Below are 19,650 nucleotides of genomic sequence, written 5' to 3' on the forward strand. Positions count from 1 at the left end.
GGATTCGCCATTAAAAGGAGCTTGAAATTATGAATGTATATCGCAATACCCTTGAACTCATCGGGCGCACGCCATTAGTGGAGCTGAATAGCTATTCTCTACCCAGAGGAATTCGCCTGTTCGCCAAGCTGGAGTTTATGAATCCCGGCGGCAGCGTGAAGGACCGGGTGGGAAAGGCTCTAATTGAAAAAGCATTAAAGACAGGCCAGTTGAAGCCGGGCGGGACTTTAATAGAAGCAACAGCAGGCAATGCAGGTATTGGTCTTGCGATGGCCGCGCTTCATTATGATATCTCGGTTATTTTTGCTGTGCCAGAGAAGTTCAGCCAGGAGAAGCAGGACCTGATGAAGGCATTGGGAGCACGCATCGTTCATACCCCGACAAGTGAGGGGATGAAGGGAGCCATTGAAAAGACAAAGCAATTGGCTGCTGAAATCAAAGACGCATACTTGCCACAGCAATTTAGCAATCCTGATAATCCAGAGGCTTATTATACGACAATGGGACCTGAAATTTGGAACGATCTGGACGGTAAAGTGGACGTATTTGTGGCAGGAGCAGGCTCGGGGGGCACATTTATGGGAACCTCGCGTTATCTTAAGGAGCAGAATGCAGCCATTAAAACGGTCATCGTAGAGCCTGAAGGGTCCATTCTGAATGGTGGCGAGTCAGGCCCTCATAAAACAGAAGGGATCGGCATGGAATTAATCCCTGAGTTTGTGGACAAAGGCTTTTTTAATACCATTCATACCATTAGCGATGTGGACGCATTCAACCGCGTCAAGGAACTGGCGGAACGTGAGGGTATTCTCGTCGGCAGTTCCTCCGGTTCAGCCCTGCACGCTGCTTTACTGGAAGCAGAGAGCGCACCGGATGGTGCACATATTGTCACCATTTTCCCAGATAGCAGTGAACGTTATCTGAGCAAAAAAATATATGAAGGCGGGATTTAAAATGAGACGCAAAACAAAACTGATTCACGGTGGACTCCCTACCGATCCTCATACTGGTGCGGTTAACGTTCCTATTTATCAGGTAAGTACTTATGAGCAAGAGGAAATCGGCGTTCATAAGGGATACGAATATTCGCGTACAGGCAACCCGACCCGGTTTGCACTGGAAGAGCTGATCAAGGAACTGGAGGAAGGCAAACGTGGTTTTGCTTTCGGTTCCGGTATGGCAGCGATTCATGCAGTATTTTCCTTGTTTAAAGCAGGGGATCATATTTTGTTGACCGATGATGTATACGGGGGCACTTATCGTATTGTAAGCAAGGTGCTTAGTCGGATCGGGATTGAGTCCACATTTGTGGATACAACTGATCTGGAGGCTATTTCCCAAGCAATCCGTCCCAATACGAAGGCATTGTATGTCGAAACACCAACCAACCCGCTGTTGAAAGTTACTGATATCCGCGCGGTTTCAGAGCTGGTGAAAAAGCATGAGCTTTTATTGATTGTGGACAATACATTTGCTACCCCTTACTGGCAGACGCCAATTACACTCGGGGCTGATATCGTCGTTCACTCGGCAACCAAATATTTGGGTGGACACAGCGATGTTGTAGCCGGTTTGGCTGTAGTCAACAGTGAAGAGCTGGGCGAGCAGCTTCATTTTCTACAAAACGCCATTGGCGGTATTCTCGGCCCGCAGGATTCCTGGTTATTGATCCGCGGTATCAAAACCTTGGGTCTGCGTATGGAAGCAATCGAGAAAAATGCAAAGGAAATTGCAGCCTTTTTGGAAAAGCATCCGAAGGTTAGTAAGGTGTACTACCCTGGGTTGGAAAGCCATGCACAGCACGAGCTGTCCAAAACTCAAGCTGAAGGCTTTGGCGGCATCATTTCGTTTGATGTAGGTAGCGATGCCAACGCGGTTGCCCTCCTGAAAAAAGTGCAGTATTTTACACTGGCTGAGAGCCTGGGAGCGGTTGAAAGTCTGATTAGCGTTCCGGCACGTATGACGCATGCCTCCATTCCCGCAGAACGTCGCGCAGAGCTAGGTATTACCGAGGGCTTGGTACGGATTTCGGTTGGGATTGAAGATCTGGAGGATTTGATCGAAGACTTGCAATCAGCATTGTAAGAAAATAAGCATAATGATCCAGAGAGGTGGCAGAAGCTGCCTCTTTTTTTGTTGTGAGAATAGCTTCTTTTTTGGAAAGCACAAAGGAGTACATAGAGGTGACAACGAATAGTTTTATATAGTTCATTTGAAGGTTAAACCGAATATAACGCGGCTACGTCTCTGAGGAAACAAAAACCTGGAGGGGGAATGTTATGAGGTTCACACATCTGGAAAAGGCAACTACTGTGCTGTTGGATCATCCGGTACGTCTGGCGTCTGCTTATGCAGTCGGTCCAGTCGAGCTTCCGGAAAATTGTGGTGTGGGTAGGGAATGGTCTAGTCATTTTACGCATGAGGAATGGAATTTGGAAAAGGCTTGTAGTGAAGATGGAATTGAGCTTTCAGCAGGGGGAAGGGCAGCATGCCGATTATTGACCGAGCTTGATCCCCGGACCTCTGAACTGAATCTAGGTGTTTTTCCGCCTTTGGCTGAACAAGAAAGACTTTTGCTGGTTTCAAATCTACGTTGTATGACAGCACAGGAAGTGATTTTCAGACCGTTTGAAGGAACTGGACAAATTTGGATAGATGGAACATTGGTATATGCAGAATCTGGTCCCTTTCGCTTATATCTGGAGGAAGGTGACCACACGGTCGTTATCATTGCTGCGTTTATTCCTGATGAGGCTCGTTCTATTCGTATCAGTGGAAATCAGGTATGCGATGAACCAGATGTGATAGAACTGCATCGTGAATTCGTAGAGCGTAATATACGTAATCATATGGCTTGGCTAGAAGTTGAGCAAAGTGCTGGTAGGGAAGGAGAAAACAGCCCGATCCTATTTTATTTGCTGCGTAAGGATCGGATACTTCTTCCCTCAGATCAAACGTTATGGGTCGAGGTAACGAATGATGAGGGTATGAAGCTGGATCGGTTTACAGCCCATTGGGAGCAGGAGCAAAGCTACGCTTGGGATGAGGAGAAGGCCAGGAAGACGGGAATGCTGCACTTCACCGTTACATATCGGGATCATGAGGCCGTAGAACATCATTTTGTGTATTCGGTACTTGTGCGGCCTTTGTCAGTCGTCGTGGAGTGCTTACAGGAAGAGTATGATCATTTCATTCAAGCCTGCGCTAAAGATGTTCTTCATTCTGCGCAGAAAATACAAATAGAGGGCCTGCTTGAGGAATTAAAAAGATTAACGGATTTGCCGGAAGATCCTTTTGAAATCTGGGATTCACGGGTGGTGCGTGAATATATCAAGCTATTAAAACAAATTTTTATGCATGGACATACCGAACAGTCACAGCACCCATCGGTGCTCCAGAAAGAACATATTTTTTTGACGGCTGACGGCATTGGCGAAGGTTTTTTTGTCTCCCGTTTGGACAATAGTTTACAACGGTATACAATCCAGCTTCCCAGCAACTACACGGCTGAGCGACGGTATCCTCTGATCGTTCTAATGCCTGGCAAGCGATATGAGCTGGGGCTACCAGATTTTCAGAATAGAGGTTTTGGGCAGGGCTGGGAAGACGAAGCTATATTTGTTACTTTTTCGTGTCGTGGCGTTACGCTGGGCAGTTATATTGGAGAAGCAGCTTTTTTGGAGGGACTAGATGTCATACTGCAAGCGTACCGAGTGGACGAAGAACGTATCTATCTGACGGGTTACTCGAATGGCGCATATGCTGCCTGGGCGATGGCACAGGCTTATCCTTCTCGGTTTGCAGCTATTGCAGTAATCTCAGGGGCGCCACATCCCAAGCATCTGAAAAATTTGATCAATATGCCAATATTAGATGTATGTGGTGACCAGGATTATTTATTTGCCCAAGCATACACAGCTCCTGTAACAGAGCTTTCATCGAACCATTTTAAAGGTGTGATAGAGCGACAGTCTAATCATTGGGATACGCATGAGTTAAGACTTTTGGACGGCATACTGGGTTGGCTTATGCAATGGAAAAGAGATGTCGTCCCTCAGCGTATTGCCTATCGGACGGAACGGGGCAGACATAATCGGGCTTACTGGCTGGAACTGACGCGCATGGATGAAAACGAGGAATATGCGGAGTTGTATGGCGAAATGAGCTCCACTGGTGAATTGGATATTGAGGCTGTTCACGCAGAAGAATTTGTGATTCATCTCTCGCAAGAGGACATGTCCTTGGAACTCGCTCAGGTTCGTATTGGAGCCCGCATTTTCATGTTGGATTTACGAGAATACAGCCGCTTTCGCTTTGTTAAAACACACTCGCACAAACGCCCCTCACCCGAATACCGTTTGATTGCTGAACGGGAGGGAGAGAGCAGTGAAGACTCCACCCAAAATGCGGATGCAGCTAAGAGTATTGCGGGTTTGCAAAGCGTGGGGAGAAATGGTGCTAGTCACGGTATGGGTGTACTTGACGTTTATATGGATCGACTTCACATCGTTCTTCCATCCAGCTATACTACATCAGAGGAAGAGCAGGCAGTGAAACGAACGGCAAACGCCTTGGCTAGCCCGCGGACAGCGACCTGGAATCCGTACATTGGTGTTCATTATCCCGTGGTGTCTTCTAATGATATTTCAGAGAAAGAGCTAGCTGAAAGCAACGTGATTTGTATCACTTCGGACTTGTCCAGACATGAGTTGCTTCAGAAGTATCAAGCGCATCTTCAAATTGCATGTACCGAGGACGGGTATACATGGGGTGACGATTTTACGACAGGCGAGTACTGTTTGTCATATATTCAGCCTAGCCCATGGTCAGCAACCCAGCAGATGCTTGTTGTAGCGACCAATTCACCCCGTCTGCTGGGTAAAAACCTTTTTATGCGCAGACTGATTATGCCCGGATATTTTAATGGTCTACACCCGTATTTGAATAAAGAGATTATTGTGTATGATAGCAAGGGAGTACGAGCATTTAACTTTACTTCCATTAGGCATGCGCAGCATAAGCTACAAGGCCAATGAAAGATTCAAGTGTGTTATCATAATCCATATTAAAAAAACGTCTTGATGCACCTTGGGACTGACCCCTGTTTGTGAGACGGGGATCAAAACACCTTTCAAGTTTAGGCAGCCAGTCGTTGTATAGATGAGATCTTCAAGGTAGAACGTTTCAGACTTTAAGGTGGAATGAAACGATTCGGTGGGGGCATGATCAGCGGGCGTTCCTTTACGGAACATGCTCATGGTCATGCCTTTTCTCATTACTGCTGCTTGATAAGCGGTGTGACGGACATACGCTTCCCTGGTCGTTATGAAGCAGCATTTTTGTCAGTTTTGGAAGTTGATTCAGCGTATTCAAATAGGTGATGTCTGTGACGAGCTTTTGCAGGGGCGCTTCGGCATGTAATTGCCGCTTTAGTAGATTTTCTTGCCCAGTGACCTTTCGTTTCTTCATCCTCACGCGGCACTGTAGTCCATCACGCTGCATCATCCGCTGAACCCGTTTGTGGCTCATTTTTTGCTCTGCCCGAAGGAGTGCGGTTTCCGGTACCATACCGAAATTTATGACGGATGCAAAGCTCACTGATTTTCTCCGCCACAGCTTCTGTGTGCTCTGTCTCCACGGCTGCTTCCAGCGGTAGTAGGTCGCTCCTTGCGATCCCGAGCCATGAACAAGCCTCAGACACTGACACTTCGTCTCGAATGGATTCAATCCAGGCAACGACGACTTCTGGTTCCACCTTCCACTTCCTTGTACTTTTTTAGCAGGTCCAATTACTGCTTCAGACGATGCACTTCCCCTTTTCGATACCGCCTCATCCATGTTTTTTTCTGTGTCTTATTCCGTATTCCAACTGCTTCATAACCTCTCTTACTGGAACTCCTGCCAATCTCATTTCTTTTTTTCATTATCGAGAACACGAATTACGCACACCTTCTTATATTTTTTTTGCAAATGAATTTCCGAATGATTCAGACCTATCATGCAATATAACTTCTCGATCCGCCAAGCGAAAGAGGGTGGGCTAACAGCGGTTAGAACGTAGCTTAGCAAGCACGTCATATAAGACAGTTTACAGTTTGTCATGCGGTATATGTGACAGGTCCAAGTACGATGTCATCAAAAGCTTGGCGGTTTTATCACTGTTCGATTTAACAATATTGGAGATAAGGTGAGGGGGTAAAGCAGAACAACATTCTAAAATAATAGGGGCGATTGCGTTATGAAATCATTCACCATTCGAAAAGGAGTGGCACTTACTTTGGTAGCTATATTGGCGGGTACACTGGCTAATGGAACTGTCCACGCAGAGGGTCAGACGGCAACTTATCAAGCTATCGATAAAGCTGCCAACACCAACAATATTTTATCGTCGGAGTTCGCAAAAGAACCCAAAAAAGAACTCAACGAGAAAGAAAAGAAAAGAAAGCATCGGGAAGAAGTCAAACGCGTCATGGATCAAGTAGTTACTAACAAAAGAGTTCCAAGTGTCGTGGCAGGCGGGCTACAGGATGGGGAACGCTGGTCCTACGCTACGGGTACAGCCAGTTTCGAAGTACCACGCCCGGTGGAGCCGGATTTTTCATTCCGTATTGGAAGCATCACGAAGACATTCACTGCTACCGTTGTATTGCAGTTGGCTCAGGAGAAAAAGTTGAACCTGGATGATTCGGTCGAAAAATGGCTGCCAGGGGTCATAAAGGGTAATGGGTATGACGGCAACAAAATTACGATTCGTCAGCTATTGAACCATACAAGCGGGCTCGCGAGCTATACTGATCTTGATTTTCGAGATATTACCTTGCCTCAAAATCCATTCCGTTACTATTCGTCCGACGAGCTTATCAGCATGGGACTAGCGAAGCCGCCTGTATATGCGCCAGGGAAGGGCTGGAACTATTCGAACATGAATACTATACTAGCCGGTCAAATTATTCAGAAGGTAACAGGAGATACGTATGCGGAGCAGATCAGGAAACGGTTGATCGAACCGCTCGGTATGACAGGGACATTTGTAATGGAAAATAGTCACAATATTCCAGGTAAGCATGCCACAGGATATAATATGGACAGATCGGGTCATTTGTATGATCTAACCGAAATGAGTCAATCATGGGCAAATGCAGCCGGAGATATAGTCTCAACAACCAAAGATTTGACCACCTTCTTTAGTTCGCTGTTGGGCGGAAAGCTTCTAAATCAAGAGATAATGGACCAGATGTTCACGACAGTAGATTCACCTATAGGTAAAGTCGGACTAGGGATTTATGAAATAAAAACAGCTGACGGGCAATCATACTGGGGGCATGCCGGCGGTACTTTCGGATTTGAATCGAGAGCCTTCGGATCTTTAGGCGGGCAGCATATTTTGGTAACGTGCATCAACTCGGTAGCCCAGGAAGTGGAGCTGGCTCACAATAAAATAATCGATAAGGAGTTTGGCCGTTAAGTTTAAAGCCGACATCGCGCCCTTTATTTGAGGGCGGATGTCGGTTTCTGCTATAGTTAACTCCCGCCAACAGATTCTTTACCGCCGAGTCAGAGAAGTCGAAGAGCAAGGGAGTCAGGAAGCACAAGAAGCAAAAACTGAATGTGACTTCTATATCGTGAGTAGCATCGGGAAATTCATCAGCTACACGATATTCTTCATTCGCACCATTTCTATTGCTTCTTCGCGGTTGTTGACGCCGAGTTTCGAGTAGAGAATCGAGCAGTAATTGGGGATCGTTCCCTCCGATAAAAATATCTTGATGGCGATCGATTTGTAGCGTAGTCCGCTCGACAGATGCTCCAGAATCTCCATCTCGCGTTTTGTAAGCCCGTACAGGTAGTTTCCCTGACTTGAACCGATTTTCTCCAACTGCTCACATTGACACTTCCTCTCTTCGAAAACTCGCGTAGCGACTGATTGGTCGATCCAGGTTCCTCCATTTTAAATAAGTTTCAAGGCTTCCTTCATATCCCGCGAATGAATCGACTTCAGCATGTAGCCTTCTTCCCCGCGTTCCAATGTAGTTGCTGCCTGCAAGGAATCCTTAAATGTTGTCATGAATAAACCTTCATATTAGGCCATCGTTGTTTCATCTCTAGTAAAGCTTCAATCCCGTCCATTCCCTGCATACGAATATCCATTAGCACGATATCTGGTTGGGAGGGATCACAATGTTCTAATGCTTCGCGCCCGTCCCGGCTGTACCAACGACGTTAAAATCAGCATGTTGATCCAAAATTTGCTTCAAGCTGTCGGTATAGATCAGCTAGCGATAAACTCATACGGGAGACGATTAGCAATCCAACCGTTCAATACCGGAATACGATTCCGCTAAGGATACCTGTCCACACATAGGTTCTTCGACTGCTCGTCAAGCCGATAGCTATCGTGAGTAAAACAAAAGACCAAAGCAATCCCGGGGCTGCGTAGGCTAAATAAAGATAAAAAAGCCCATTACTGTGACTTCGATTGTGAGATACCAGTCTTCTTTCCTATAGAGGATGATTAATGGAACGAGATAAACGACGAAAGCAAAAGAAAGTACAGCCCAAAGCGACACAACGGTCAATGACGGATCGACAAAACCAGCGCTCGCGATAATGACTAGCCAAAGCGTGCGTATGGCTACAAGTATCCAATCATACCAGAACCTTTTTTTCATTATCGAGAACACGAATTACGCACACCTTTTTATATTTTTTTGCAAATCAATTTTCGAATGATTCAGACCTATCATGCAATATAACTTCCCAATCCGCCAAGCGAAAGAGGGTGGGCTAACAGCGGTTAAAACGTAGCCTAGCAAGCACGTCATATAAGACAGTTTACAGTTTGTCATGCGGTATATGTGACAGGTCCAAGTACGATGTCATCAAAAGCTTGGCGGTTTTATCACTGTTCGATTTAACAATATTGGAGATAAGGTGAAGGGGTAAAGCAGAACAACATTCTAAAATATTGGAGCGATTGCGTTATGAAATCATTCACCATTCGAAAAGGAGTGGCACTTACTTTGATAGCTATATTGGCGGGTACACTGGCTGATGGAACTGTCCACGCAGAGGGTCAGACGGCAACTTATCAAGCTATCGATAAAGCTGCCAATATCGACAAGATTCACATAGAAATACCATTTCAGTTTGACAATTTCAATAAAATTTGTCGATTAAAATAAGAATGAGGGATGGTTGGATCAATGTTGCTTCGTTTACGCAAATCTTCAATGCAGGCGGCCTGGATGGTGTGGGAAAGAGGGTTCGAGTGGATTTCACGCTTTCGCGGCTCGCATACATCGCACTTTGGAATTTGCAAAGTCATGATTAAGAAACACCGAGGGGAGAGCATCGTCTGTGCGGACTCCACCATCATCGATAAAGGCGATCTGGTCGGGGAACTCCATCTCAATAATGAAACGATTCTGACGCTGATCAAATCCGAAGACTCAGACCGCGCGGCGCTCGTGGCGGCCCGGCTTACACGGAAATCCATGCAGCAGATCAGCGAGGCATTCGCAAGTCAGCCGGAGTTCAGAGAGGTGAAGGCGTTAGTCGGCATTACGCTGCTTCATCGTGGTTTGATACATGGTCTTGGTTTCGAACAACAACCGATGAAGTCCGATCTGCTCCAACGCATTACAACGGCTTATCTACGATTATTGTTATCCGTCATGCACCCTGAAGGCAAGAAGCGGATTGGCCGCAAGACCGAAAAATTGATACCGATGATGCTGATTCACTCCCGCAGCTCGTTGAGGAAGCGATTTATGACGGTGAAGAGGCAGTCCGTTTCAAAGGAGTTATGTCTACCCAAACCATGCTCCAATTAATTAAAACAAAAGAAACTAAGAGCGTGGTGAGTAAGTTCTTGGAGGGCGGTATGGAGTTGGAACACAGCGAGTGGAAACCCATACCGCCCGGAGGCAACCTATTTTTCATCATGCTCTGTAACAAAGGCGGGATAGGCATTCATGGATAAAATTATGGAATTTTTACAGAACTTCGGAGCGACGGGACTTTTCATTCACGCTATGCTTGATGCGATTATTTTCCCCATCCCGGCGTTCTTCCTGCAGCTTTCTTTAAGCGCGGTGCAACCGGAGTCGGCTTTATGGCTCGCTACGGTTGGCTTTGCAGGAAGTCTGCTTGGGACACCGATCGGTTATGGGATCGGCAAGGTGTCGGGAAAGCATGTTATGGGCGGTGTAATGAAGAAAAAATGGCTGGATTCGGCAAGCGACTTATTTGCCCGCCGCGGCGAAGCCGCAATCCTGATCGGATCGTTCACTCCGATCCCGTTTAAAATATTTACGATTTTATCCGGATGCATGAATTATCCGTTATGGAAGTTGCTCAGCTATGCGGCCATTGGCCGAGCGGTGAAGTTTTATGTAGTCGGTTTTCTCTTCTATATATATGGCCGCGCGGCAGAGAATATGGTGAACCAAGTTCTCACGATTACGCTGGTGGGCGTTGGTGTAGCGATTGCTGCAATATGGTTCTTGATACGGAAGCTGTCTGAGTGGAGGAAGATAAGGAATGAACATCAGTCAATCGAAAAAACAGGGAACGGAGGTGAAAAGCAGGATGCAGTGGATAAGGCGAATTGATCAAACGATGTTCTTCTGGTGCAACCATCGGCTGAGCAGTCGGACCCTGGACCGATTGTTCGGATGGATTACCCATTTGGGCGGAGCTTTATTTACCATCATTTGCGCAGTGTCCTTGGCATGGTTCGCCGAGGGGGAGTTCAGCAGAATCGGGCTACAAAGCTTGATCGCACTGGCCGTTAGCCATATCGTTGCTGTCCTGATCAAGAAAAAGGTGCGCAGAGACCGGCCTTTCCGCAAGCTGGAGCAGGTAAAGGTAGGCAAATTCCCGTTGAAGGATTATTCCTTCCCGTCCGGCCATACAACCGCTATTTTCGCCTTGGTTACACCTTTTATGTTGGCCTCATCGCCGGCAATTATGCTTGTCTTGATTGGTCTGGCCTTGTTGGTGGCCATATCCCGGGTTTATTGGGGCTATCACTATCCGATCGATTGTGTGGCTGGTGGGATGGTCGGATTCCTAACGGCGGTGCTGGTTGTTTTGTTCATGCATAGTTAAATTTCACGAGGGAGGCGATTGTTGATGAATAGCATGAAACGGGAAAAGCTACTGATTCTGTCCGGCGCGCTCGGGGATGGACATATGCAGGCGGCCAAGGCGATTTTGGAGGCATCGGTGCTGTACAAACAGGGAGTAGAGGTGGTCGACTTCATGCAATGGATCCATCCCCGCATGCATGTGGTTGAACGGTATTGCTTCCTGCAATGGGTGAAGCATTTTCCTTCCTCATACGGATATATGTATCAGAAGACCCGGACGGACAGTACACTTACTTTCTTCCTGAAGCATTTTCTCACGACCAGCCTGCAGCGGCTGCTCAAACTTCTGAATGAGGAACAGCCGACGTTGATTGTCAGCACGTTCCCGCTGGCATCAGCCGCCATTTCCTTGCTTAAGGAAAAAGGAATGACGGATCTGCCTGCGGCAACGGTCATTACCGACCATTCCGATCACAGCTATTGGATACATCCGTCTACGGATCTGTATCTGGTTGGTTCTGAAGGCGTGCGTGCAGCTCTGCAGAGAAAAGGCGTTGCTGACCACAAAATCGCTGTAACGGGCATCCCTGTTCGCCCATCCTACAGTCAGCATGACAATAAAGACCGGCTGCGCGAGAAGCTGGCCTTGGATCTTGACGCCTTTGTCGTGCTGGTGATGGGCGGCGGCTGCGGGATTATCGATAAATCCTTCATCGAGCAAATGCAATCTGACTCTTTTCCCCCTAACGTGCAATTTGTCATTGTATGCGGACGCAATGTGAAGCTGCTGTACCGCCTGCATGAAGCGTTGGGAGACAGGGATAACGTCATGCTGACAGGCTTCCTGGAGGGAATCCATGAATGGATGGCGTCCGCAGACGTATTGATTACCAAGCCGGGCGGACTGACGACCTCCGAAGCGCTGGCGCTTCAGCTTCCCATGCTGCTGCTGGAGCCACGGCTGGGGCAGGAAAAGGATAATGCCGATTATTTGATTCAAACGGGAGTAGCTTATCTATGTCAGATTGACAATTTGCAGGATCAGCTTCAGCGGCTGGTTCAACAGCCTTCCCTATTGGAAGAAATGAGGGAGAAAGCAGGGCTGTGCAGACAGCAGGATTCCGCCAGACATGCGGTCATGCAAATTCTGAGCATGCAGAACGATACACAGGAAGAAAAATGGGTTTGCTCCTTGCAGCAGTATGCTTAAGCTTAACTTTCACTAAGGGGGATAAAGACGTTGCTTGTTAAATATTTGTTGATTGGGCTCATAGGCTTCATCAGTCTGTATATGTTAATTCCAAGTTTTCTGCCACGAATCATCAGATTTGGAGCTTTTCGTAAGGGAACCACCAAGAACCAGGTAGCGTTCACGTTCGACGATGGGCCGCATCCGAGGTATACACCGGAATTATTGGATTTATTGCAGGATTATCAAGTGAAGGCCACATTCTTCGTGCTTGGCTCGCAGGCGGAACTGCACCCGGATCTGATCAGAAGAATGGACCGTGAAGGTCATCAGATTGGAATCCACAATTACAATCACATCTCCAATTGGCTGATGCTTCCCTGGACGGTGCGGCGTGATCATATGAAACGGACCGCAGATATTATTGAATCTATAATTGGAAAAAGGCCGGATCACTATCGCCCGCCGTGGGGGCTCATGAACGCTTTCGACTTCTTTCATCCCAAATCGTACCGCATCGTACTCTGGTCCTTGAAGGCGGGGGACTGGCGTAGCAGAAGCTGCCGCAAAAAGCTGAAGGCAACGCTGCTGAACGGAATTACGGACGGATCTGTTATTTTGCTGCATGACAGCGGAGATTCGCCGGGAGCGGACCGTCACGCGCCATATTTTATGCTTCGGGCTCTGGAGGAAGTACTGCATCAATTAAAGGGACGCAACTTGCAATTCGTTCGTCTAGATGAAATGGCTTGATAAGTGAAATGAGGTGACACTAGTGGGAAAGGAACCACAAATTTTAATTTTAACGGCCGATTACGGAGAAGGTCATCATCAGGTGTCCAAGGTGTTGCAGCAAAGCTTGATTCGCAATGGTTATAGCCAGGTGGCGGTTGTTGACTTGTTCCGGGAAGCTTATCCTGTACTGAACAAAATAATCCGCTATCTGTACCGGCAAAGCCTGTATGCAGCCAGCCTGGGCATTCCCTATTACGGATGGACCTACCATCTGACCAACCAGCTTCCCATGAAGGGAAAGATCGCAGCCTGGATGAACAGTCTTGGCGGCGACAGGCTCAAGAAAATCATCCTCCAGTACCAGCCGGAAATCATCATTTATACATTCCCGTTCGGCAGCTTGCCAAGCAGCGAGGCATTATCTGCGATTCGTCCCCGGACTGCGGTTGTCATAACGGACTTTGACGTTCACCGAAGATGGCTGTTCGCCAGGCCGGATCATTATTTTGTCCCTACCAGTGACGTGAAAGAGGCTATGGTCAGGCAGGGCGTCCCCGAGAGTCGTATTACCGTGACCGGGATTCCGGTCAGGGAGTCATTTTATGATGCAGCAATGATCGGTTCCGGCTCCGCTAAAGAAACAGATGAGCATGTGATTCTGCTTATGGCTAACGTCTGCGGCACATTGCATTCGCTATCGAAGCTCATCGGGAAGCTGCTGCTCTTGTCAGGCGTCCGCATTCAAGTGATTTGCGGCCGGCAGGAAGGATGGAGACGGAGGCTTGCGGAGAGCTGGGAGGATGATGCAAGAGTGGATGTATTCGGCTTCACCGATCAATTGCATGTTCTAATGAGCAGCGCCTGCTGCGTCATCACGAAAGCGGGAGGCGTTACACTATCCGAGACGATTCAGGCCGGGGTTCCGATTTTCATCCTAAATCCGTTTCTGGGGCAGGAGAAGGAAAATGCCCTGTACTTGCAGCGCAAAGGAGCGGCAGTCGTGGCCTTTACGATTCATGATCTGGTGTTGCAGATACAAGCGATGATCTCCTCTGAGCCGATCAAGCAGTCGATGATGAACGGGCTGCTCGCAGTAAGGCAGAAAACGTCTGCGGACCATATTGTCCGGCATTTGTTTCCTGAGGCAAGTCCCTTAAGAAGGGGTGGAATATGATGAGCGGGAGGAGCGCGTTCAAGCTTTCTACTCTGACGCTGTTCACGGTGCTTTTTTGCACAGAGTTTGTCCGAAGCGCTTTCTTGTTCTCGTTTCTGCCGAACTTTGCTGTCAACGAGTCGGGGCAAACCGTTGCTTTGGTCGGTCTTGCCGGCTCACTTCATTATACAGCCGATACGCTGATTAAATGTGTGGCTGGATATTTGCTGGACAGGTTTTCGCTGCGCTGGCTGCTGCCCACCACTTTCGTCCTGATGCTGTCCGGACTAGCCGTCGTGTTCTTTAGCCCGTATGCCTGGGGGCTCGTTGTCGGTTCCGTGATGCTTGGGATGGGGGCGTCGCCTATATGGCTGATTTGTCTGGAGAAAATCCGGCTGACAGAGCGGGCGGCCCAGATTGGGGCGATATACACTGTGTGGCTGGCCTGCATCGGTCTGGGGCCGGTCACAATCAATCTCACCTTCGATTATGGCTTCGAACCTGCCTTCCGGCTGATGGTTGCGCTGCTCGCCGTCGGCTGCATCGCATCGTTCGGGATTAACAGAACAACCTCCTTGCATCTCCAAAACGTCAGCTTTGCCGAACAAGCGGCAGGACTGCGAAGAAGACTCGTTCAGCTGAAATGGCTGCTGCCAGGCATGGTTCTGCAGATGACCGCCGCGGGACTGCTGCTGCCGATACTGCCCGGTTTTGCCGCTGACCATCTCGGTCTGAGCCAGCCACAATATTCGCTAATGCTCATATTAGGCGGGGCCGGCGCGATGCTGTTTCTTGTCCCGATGGGGAAGCTGGCCGATCAATGGGGGCACAAGCAAATGCTGTTCGCCGGTTTCGTATCGCTTACGGTCGTATTGGCTCTGTTAATCGTATCCATGCCGCCGCCTGCATTAACGATGCTGTTTGCCTTTATGCTGGGATTGTCTTACTCAGCCGTGCTTCCGGCCTGGAATGCGGTGCTGTCATACCTTGTTCCGGAGGATCAGAAGGGGACCGGGTGGGGAGTACTCTCCGGGATTGAAGGGCTCGGTATTATGATTGGCCCGGTCATCGGGGGATGGATAGCCAGCCAGTATACGAATGCTGCTGCCATTAGCCTCAGCGCTGCTTTACTGGCGGTTCTTGCACTTTTTTATTTGATTTTGCCGCAAAACAAGCTTGTCTCGGCTGGCGGGACTTTGCAGCACAAGAGGGAGAAGGCTCATGGACCTGATCGGGGTAGTTGAACAATTATTTCACGAATATGGATACCTGGTCTTGCTCATCGGCTTGCCGCTGGACTTCATGGCGCTCCCGTTCCGCCGGGCAACAGCACCTTGACCCATACCGGTTTCTTAGCCTCTAAAGATGTGCTTCATGGGCTGTCGGCTATTGTGATGGCCCTGACGGGATCGATTATAGGGTCAGCATCACGTATGTGATTGGCTACAAGGCAGGTATGCATGTGATCGAGCGTTACGGCCACTGGCTCTTCCTCAAGCAGGAGTTGGTCGAGAAGACGCACCGCTACTATGACAAATACGGGGGCCCATTGCTGCTGGTTAGCTTCTTCATTCCTGGAGTCCGGCAGTTTATCGGCTATTTTATCGGGGAGCAGTGGCCAAATATGTTCAGCATCATTGAGCAATATTTGAAGTTCTTTTTTATCGGAGTGGCTTTTCTCGCGGGGGTGTGGGTTGCTGGTTCAAGTTCGAAGCGCGGGGAGGAACGGATGCAAAGCTTACTGATTTTCTCCGTCACAGCTTCTGTGCGCTCTGTCTCCACGGCTACTTTCCAGCGGTAGTAGGTCGCTCTTGCGATCCCGAGCCATGTACAAGCCTCAGACACCGTCACTTCGTCTCGAATGGACTCAATCCAAGCAACGGGAACTTCTGGTTCCACCTCCTTTCCAGTTCCTTGTACTTTTTTACTAGGTCCATTTTGCTGCTCCAGACGATGCACTTCGCCTGTTCGATACCGCCTCATACATGTTTTTTTCTGTGTCTTATTCCGTATTCCCAACTGCTCCATAACCTCTCTTACCGAAACTCCTGCCAATCTCATTTCAATAGCCTTTATCTTTATTTCTAAGGGGCAACTCACTCTCGTTGCCAACGTAAAAACACCTCCAAGGTTATCTCCATATCTTACGACACATGGCTTGAGTCTCTTGAAGGTGTTTTGATTTGTCTCATGTTATGGGGTCAGTCCCGTTCCCCTTGGCGATCCTGACGTTTTTTTTTGCTGATTCATTGCAGTGATTCATTGATTGGGATACGTCATATATAAAAGGGCATTATGGCAGTCAGCTTTTATACTGCTCCATCAGGTACATGATCTTCACTTCATCGGCCAAATCTCCAAAGGGTTCTAACGGATTCTCCTGAATGATATGATATAAACGTTGGATTCGTTCCTTTGGTAGCTTCCGAACATATCTGGAGATGAAAGCGGCATGGGTGACTACGTAGCGTTTTTTACGGACTGCTGCGCTGGCTACGCGAACGAGAATATCTTCGCCCCCGGCCATTTCCAAAATACGACGCTCATAAAAAACCACATATCGGAATGTCCGATCCTTAATCAGCTCACGATTGAGTCTGGCAACCTCTCCAATGTATCTGACCATAAGGGGTTCAAAGCTTTTGATCAGAAGAGGATCGAGCGTTAATTCCATATCTTTGCGGAGAACAAAAGATTGCAGCAAAGCGACCTGCTGGAGCCTTATCCGATCATTGTGAATGAGTACGGCAATCTCGCGTAGCATTTCATAGCAGACACGCTCACTAAGCTGCCGCAGGGCAACTGCGTTCTTATGATTCACGCCCAATCCTTCCTGGATCTGTCCTATACGGCCTCTGAATAGGCGTATAAGCTGCCTACGCTGTTCATAAAGAACAATGCGGTGCTGTAGAAGGACCAAGGGCAGGAGGAGAAACGCACCGACGATACCGCACAGTACCATTTGCTGTGACGAGTGAGCGAAAAAGATAGAAGCAGCCAGCAACGCAATGCCGACAGCAAGGTCTTTATGAAAATAACGTTTGGCTCTGAGTTTAGCATATTGCTCTACAGGAACCAGCGTATCCCGACCACATGCTGTACATTTCTCTTCCCAAAGGGCGGTGAATTGTCCGCAACGCTTGCAGACTCTCAGCTTTTGGAAGGCATGCTCTGTGCGGGTAAAGGGGCGAAATTGCACAGCCTGCTTGGAACTATTCATTGTGCTCACTTCTCCGATTCAGCAGCGCAAGAAGCTCGGTGTCGATTTGTGCAATCGACGGGGCGCGTTTTTTATGTATATAGTAAATTAGTGATTTAATGGCGACAAAAAGAAACATAATCGCCAAACATCCGTATGAGATCATAGTGTACTTCCTCTTTCTGCTTAGATTTTTATTTTTACTGTTTTACATGAGTGGGTTTCGCTAGGGTTATTTTTGTCGTATAAAGGAGAAGACTGGTGCCCGATTGCCCTTGTTGGGGTATAATTATATCATTACTGCAGGATATTGGTAAAATCTCGCGATATAATAGGCTTTTTGGTCGCATTCAGGCCGCTCGGGCAGGATTTTCAGCTAGCGTTCATGTAAAACTCATTATAATTTAATAGTAGTGGAGTACAACTGTAATTTAGAATGAGAATTAATCGGCAAAGGGGTATAAGCGATGTTTAGTAGAGACAGAAAATGGTTTTTGGTCATCGGAATCATATGTACAATGATCATGACTTCGATTTCGGCCTGGCAGCCACAGACGGCGAATGCCGCTTCACCCTCAGCTTCTAAAGTGGATGCGGTGTTGGTAGTCGATGTAAGTAATTCGATGAACACCAGTGATCCTGGGAAGATTGGCAATGAAGCCATGAAAATGTTTATTGATATGTTGTCAACGCAAAATGACAAGGTTGGGATTGTAGCGTATACGGATGTCGTACAACGCGAGAAAGCCTTGCTTAATATTTCATCCGAAGCGGATAAGCAGGAACTGAAGACATTTATTGACGGGCTGAACCGGGGAGCGTATACTGACACCTCCGTAGGTGTCAAGGAAGCGATCCGTATTTTGCAGGATGGCAAAACAGCCGGACATGCGCCTATGATCGTTATGTTAGCTGATGGTAACAACGATTTTAATAAGACGACAGGTCGAACTGAAAGCCAATCCACTCAGGATATGGCGCAGGCTGTAGCCGAGGCTAAAAAAAGCGGTGTGCCGATCTATACCATCGGTTTGAATGCAGATGGAAAGCTAAATAAGAATAAACTCGCCGACATCGCGCAGCAAACGGGCGGCAAGTCCTTTATTACAAGCTCGGCGGACGATCTGCCGAACATTTTGAGTGAAATTTTCGCCAGCAATCTGAAATTGAAAGTGGTGCCTTTGCAGTCCATTACGGCCAACGGCGACTATCAGGACGTTACGGTAACCGTACCAAACGATAGCGTGCTGGAAGCCAATATTTCAATTATGTCCTCGAAACCAGTGGACGCGAGATTAATAGACCCGTCGGGCAATACGAAGCCGATTCCTTCGAGTGATGTACTGCTGTCCAAGTCCAAAAGCTACTCGCTGATTAAATTGCTCAAGCCTGTGGCTGGCGACTGGAAGCTTCAAGTCAAGGGAGTGCAGCAGGATAAGATTGATATTAATCTGGTATTTAACTATGATTTGGAGTTGAAGCTGGACGCGCCGCCTGCCAAATCATACAAAAAAGGTGACACGGTAGAGATTCGTTCCTATCTGACGAGCAATAACCAGCAGTATCAGGATCAGGAATTGTATGCGAATATGAATGCTGTCCTGAAGGTCAAAGACCTTGATACGGGTACAACGAATGAAGTGCCCCTAACTAACGCAGGGGATGCTTTTACCGGCTCTTATACGATTCCAGATGAGCATGACTATGAACTAACCGTCAGAGCAGAGGAGAAGAGCTTTTACCGTGAAACGCAGCCTGTAACCATCAGCGCCAAAGCTGGGGCGGCGAGTGGTACGAATACTGGCACAACCCAGCCTACTACACCTGCTGAGAAGTCTAAGCTGCTGCCACTCATTCTTTTAGGGGTGGGACTGCTCGTTCTGCTGGTAGCGGCATATTTCATCTGGAAGGCTGTCAAAAAAGCTAATCGTGGCTTTGTCGGCCAGATCGTACTGGAAATCCGGGATGAAAATACCGGCGAAAAGACATACCCGCAGTATAAGAAGCTGAACACCTTCCGGGGCAAATTCAATTTACACCAGTTGCTGCAACTGGCGCCGGAATTTGCCGGAACCGATAAGGTCGTGTTCACGCCAGCGAATCAGGATCGGATTGTGGTGCGTAGCACTCCGGAGATTACGATTGAAAAATCCGGGCGTGCTGTAGACACAGGCAACGGTCTTGAACTGAAAAACGGTGATCGTCTGACGATCCCGCTGGCTAGTGTGGACAAAACCATTTTACTGGAGTTTATTTCAGTAAACAGCTAAACGAACCCTTA

The 19,650-nt window shown here is 47.9% G+C and carries 18 protein-coding genes and 1 pseudogene; 14 read left to right on the top strand and 5 right to left on the bottom strand.

Annotated elements, in window-relative coordinates; all coding sequences use genetic code 11:
• The first annotated feature begins 29 nt into the window (after positions 1–29).
• From MKX36_RS10460 to MKX36_RS10470, 3 genes are all read left to right on the top strand, one after another.
• A complete protein-coding gene (locus tag MKX36_RS10460; protein ID WP_340864615.1) occupies positions 30–953 on the top strand; it encodes a PLP-dependent cysteine synthase family protein in 924 nt (307 codons plus the stop codon).
• Position 954: 1 nt separating this feature from the next.
• Positions 955–2,085 carry a bifunctional cystathionine gamma-lyase/homocysteine desulfhydrase gene (locus MKX36_RS10465; RefSeq protein ID WP_016821133.1) on the top strand — a complete coding sequence of 377 codons (1,131 nt, stop codon included), beginning with the start codon at positions 955–957 and terminating at the stop codon, positions 2,083–2,085.
• Positions 2,086–2,279: 194 nt separating this feature from the next.
• Positions 2,280–5,036 carry a PHB depolymerase family esterase gene (locus MKX36_RS10470; RefSeq protein ID WP_340864616.1) on the top strand — a complete coding sequence of 919 codons (2,757 nt, stop codon included), beginning with the start codon at positions 2,280–2,282 and terminating at the stop codon, positions 5,034–5,036.
• A 205-nt stretch (positions 5,037–5,241) separates the two neighbouring features.
• Here MKX36_RS10470 and MKX36_RS10475 read toward each other — a convergent pair whose 3' ends face one another.
• Together MKX36_RS10475 and MKX36_RS10480 are read right to left on the bottom strand one after the other, a co-directional pair.
• Positions 5,242–5,529, bottom strand: a complete 288-nt coding sequence (locus tag MKX36_RS10475) for a hypothetical protein (RefSeq protein WP_340864617.1) — start codon at positions 5,527–5,529, stop codon at positions 5,242–5,244.
• On the bottom strand, positions 5,492–5,755 hold the full coding sequence (locus MKX36_RS10480; protein ID WP_340864618.1) for a hypothetical protein: 264 nt from the start codon (positions 5,753–5,755) through the stop codon (positions 5,492–5,494). Before MKX36_RS10480 ends, MKX36_RS10475 begins: the two co-directional genes overlap by 38 nt.
• Before the next feature lie 483 nt (positions 5,756–6,238).
• On the opposite strand from MKX36_RS10480, the gene MKX36_RS10485 reads away from it, so the two are divergent.
• On the top strand, positions 6,239–7,465 hold the full coding sequence (locus MKX36_RS10485; protein WP_340864619.1) for a serine hydrolase domain-containing protein: 1,227 nt from the start codon (positions 6,239–6,241) through the stop codon (positions 7,463–7,465).
• Between the two features lie 183 nt (positions 7,466–7,648).
• Here the strand turns inward: MKX36_RS10485 and MKX36_RS10490 are convergent.
• Positions 7,649–8,681, bottom strand: a pseudogene (locus MKX36_RS10490) (response regulator transcription factor).
• A gap of 300 nt (positions 8,682–8,981) precedes the next feature.
• Here MKX36_RS10490 and MKX36_RS10495 point away from each other — a divergent pair.
• The 9 genes from MKX36_RS10495 to MKX36_RS10535 all read left to right on the top strand — a co-directional run bounded on the left by MKX36_RS10495 (position 8,982) and on the right by MKX36_RS10535 (position 15,971).
• Entirely contained in the window at positions 8,982–9,182 is a 201-nt protein-coding gene (locus tag MKX36_RS10495; protein WP_031463412.1) for a hypothetical protein, read from the top strand.
• 21 nt (positions 9,183–9,203) lie between these two features.
• The gene (locus tag MKX36_RS10500) at positions 9,204–9,833 is read left to right on the top strand and encodes a YkoP family protein (protein ID WP_017428391.1); all 630 of its coding nucleotides are present in this window, start codon (positions 9,204–9,206) and stop codon (positions 9,831–9,833) included.
• Between the two features lie 153 nt (positions 9,834–9,986).
• Entirely contained in the window at positions 9,987–10,613 is a 627-nt protein-coding gene (locus MKX36_RS10505; RefSeq protein WP_045244222.1) for a YqaA family protein, read from the top strand.
• Positions 10,591–11,112, top strand: a complete 522-nt coding sequence (locus MKX36_RS10510) for a phosphatase PAP2 family protein (protein ID WP_016821141.1) — start codon at positions 10,591–10,593, stop codon at positions 11,110–11,112. The genes MKX36_RS10505 and MKX36_RS10510 overlap by 23 nt, the downstream gene beginning before the upstream one ends.
• A 24-nt stretch (positions 11,113–11,136) precedes the next feature.
• Positions 11,137–12,303 (top strand): MGDG synthase family glycosyltransferase, encoded by a 1,167-nt coding sequence (locus tag MKX36_RS10515; RefSeq protein WP_031463414.1) that lies wholly within the window; start codon positions 11,137–11,139, stop codon positions 12,301–12,303.
• A 30-nt stretch (positions 12,304–12,333) separates the two neighbouring features.
• The gene (locus MKX36_RS10520; protein ID WP_290409204.1) at positions 12,334–13,035 is read left to right on the top strand and encodes a polysaccharide deacetylase family protein; all 702 of its coding nucleotides are present in this window, start codon (positions 12,334–12,336) and stop codon (positions 13,033–13,035) included.
• Between the two features lie 22 nt (positions 13,036–13,057).
• Positions 13,058–14,191, top strand: coding sequence for an MGDG synthase family glycosyltransferase (locus tag MKX36_RS10525; RefSeq protein ID WP_340864620.1), 1,134 nt, complete (start codon positions 13,058–13,060; stop codon positions 14,189–14,191).
• Positions 14,191–15,414: an MFS transporter gene (locus tag MKX36_RS10530; RefSeq protein ID WP_340864621.1), complete on the top strand. Its 1,224-nt coding sequence runs from the start codon at positions 14,191–14,193 to the stop codon at positions 15,412–15,414. The genes MKX36_RS10525 and MKX36_RS10530 overlap by 1 nt, the downstream gene beginning before the upstream one ends.
• A 191-nt stretch (positions 15,415–15,605) precedes the next feature.
• Positions 15,606–15,971 carry a DedA family protein gene (locus tag MKX36_RS10535; protein WP_340864622.1) on the top strand — a complete coding sequence of 122 codons (366 nt, stop codon included), beginning with the start codon at positions 15,606–15,608 and terminating at the stop codon, positions 15,969–15,971.
• A 501-nt stretch (positions 15,972–16,472) separates the two neighbouring features.
• On the opposite strand, the gene MKX36_RS10540 is transcribed toward MKX36_RS10535, so the two are convergent.
• Both MKX36_RS10540 and MKX36_RS10545 read right to left on the bottom strand, forming a co-directional pair.
• The gene (locus MKX36_RS10540) at positions 16,473–17,390 is read right to left on the bottom strand and encodes a hypothetical protein (protein WP_340864623.1); all 918 of its coding nucleotides are present in this window, start codon (positions 17,388–17,390) and stop codon (positions 16,473–16,475) included.
• Complete coding sequence (locus tag MKX36_RS10545; RefSeq protein ID WP_017428401.1) at positions 17,383–17,535, bottom strand: hypothetical protein; 153 nt, start codon at positions 17,533–17,535, stop codon at positions 17,383–17,385. Before MKX36_RS10545 ends, MKX36_RS10540 begins: the two co-directional genes overlap by 8 nt.
• Positions 17,536–17,836: 301 nt before the next feature.
• Between MKX36_RS10545 and MKX36_RS10550 the strand changes: the two genes are divergently transcribed.
• Positions 17,837–19,639: a vWA domain-containing protein gene (locus MKX36_RS10550; protein WP_340864624.1), complete on the top strand. Its 1,803-nt coding sequence runs from the start codon at positions 17,837–17,839 to the stop codon at positions 19,637–19,639.
• Positions 19,640–19,650: the final 11 nt, after the last annotated feature.

It is taken from the genome of Paenibacillus sp. FSL W8-0439, assembly GCF_038008995.1.
GTDB classification, from domain to species: Bacteria; Bacillota; Bacilli; order Paenibacillales; family Paenibacillaceae; genus Paenibacillus; species Paenibacillus polymyxa.